Consider the following 1,221-nt stretch of genomic DNA (forward strand, 5'->3'; position numbering starts at 1 on the left):
TGTGGGAGGGGGCTTGCCCCGGTACAGACCGGAGACATCCTTTACGTTTGAAACCGGAGACATCGTTTACATGTATTAATCATGGCCAGGAGGTAACTGGCCATGTCATGGAATCGAGAGTCCCCTATGGACCAAAAAGTCAGATTGATAGGCGACTGGCTGTCCGGCGCCTATTCAAAACATCAACTGGCATTGAGCTACGGCATTAGTCGACCGACCTTGGACAAGTGGCTGCAACGGTACGCCACTGCGGGCTTGGACGGACTCAAGGAGGCTTCACGCCGTCCACTCTCAAGCCCTTTTCAAACGTGCGATGCACATATTGCTGCTCTAATTGAGCTCAAGCATCAACACCATGACTGGGGCCCCAAAAAGCTGGTCAAGGTCCTTTCCAATCGCTATCCGGAATGTCATTGGCCGGCACCCAGCACGGCGGGGGAATGGCTCAAACGAGCGGGACTGGTCCAAGAGCGGCGCAAGCGCAATCGTCCGCCTACCGGCCCCGTCAAACTTCGCCCGGCAGACCTCCCCAATCAAACGTGGGCCGCTGACTTCAAAGGCGACTTTTTAATGACGGATGGCCGACGCTGTTACCCGCTGACACTCACGGATCAGGCCAGCAGATTCATATTGTTGTGTCGTGCTCAGCCCAGTGTGGCCGGGGCCCGCGAGGGTTTTGACTGGGCTTTTCGCGAGTATGGTCTGCCTGACGTCATCAGGACTGACAACGGTTCACCCTTCGCTTCAACCGGCCTCAACAGGCTCTCGAGTCTGGCCGTATGGTGGATACGACTGGGTATCTACCCAGAGCGTATTCAGCCGGGGCGACCCGATCAGAACGGGCGGCATGAGCGTATGCATCGCTCACTCAAGGCCGCGTTACTGAAGACGCCAGAAGCCAATATGGTCCAGCAGCAGTTGGCGTTTGAACGATTTCGACAGGAATTCAATCATGATCGGCCGCACGAGGCGTTGGGTATGAAAGTGCCGAACGATCTGTACGATAAATCGCCAAGGATCTATACAGGCTGGGTACCTCCTGCCGAATATGGAGCGGATATGGAGGTACGCAAAGTCAGAACAGACGGATCAATGAAGTGGAGGGGCAGGATGATCTTTTTGAGTGAGTCACTGGTAGGAGAGTCCGTTGGACTGCGAGAAGTGGACGACAACGTGTGGGACATGTACCTATGTAACTATCCACTGGGTAGGCTAGACAGC

1 protein-coding gene is annotated in these 1,221 nt (G+C 55.3%); it reads left to right on the forward strand.

Annotated features, from left to right (window positions below; all coding sequences use genetic code 11):
• Nucleotides 1-102 precede the first annotated feature (102 nt).
• Nucleotides 103-1,221: integrase core domain-containing protein (locus C8K66_RS30485; RefSeq protein ID WP_057006151.1), on the forward strand; the 1,119-nt coding region annotated here is incomplete at its 3' end.

It is taken from the genome of Pseudomonas sp. GV105 (assembly GCF_003058185.1).
Lineage (GTDB): Bacteria > Pseudomonadota > Gammaproteobacteria > Pseudomonadales > Pseudomonadaceae > Aquipseudomonas > Aquipseudomonas veronii.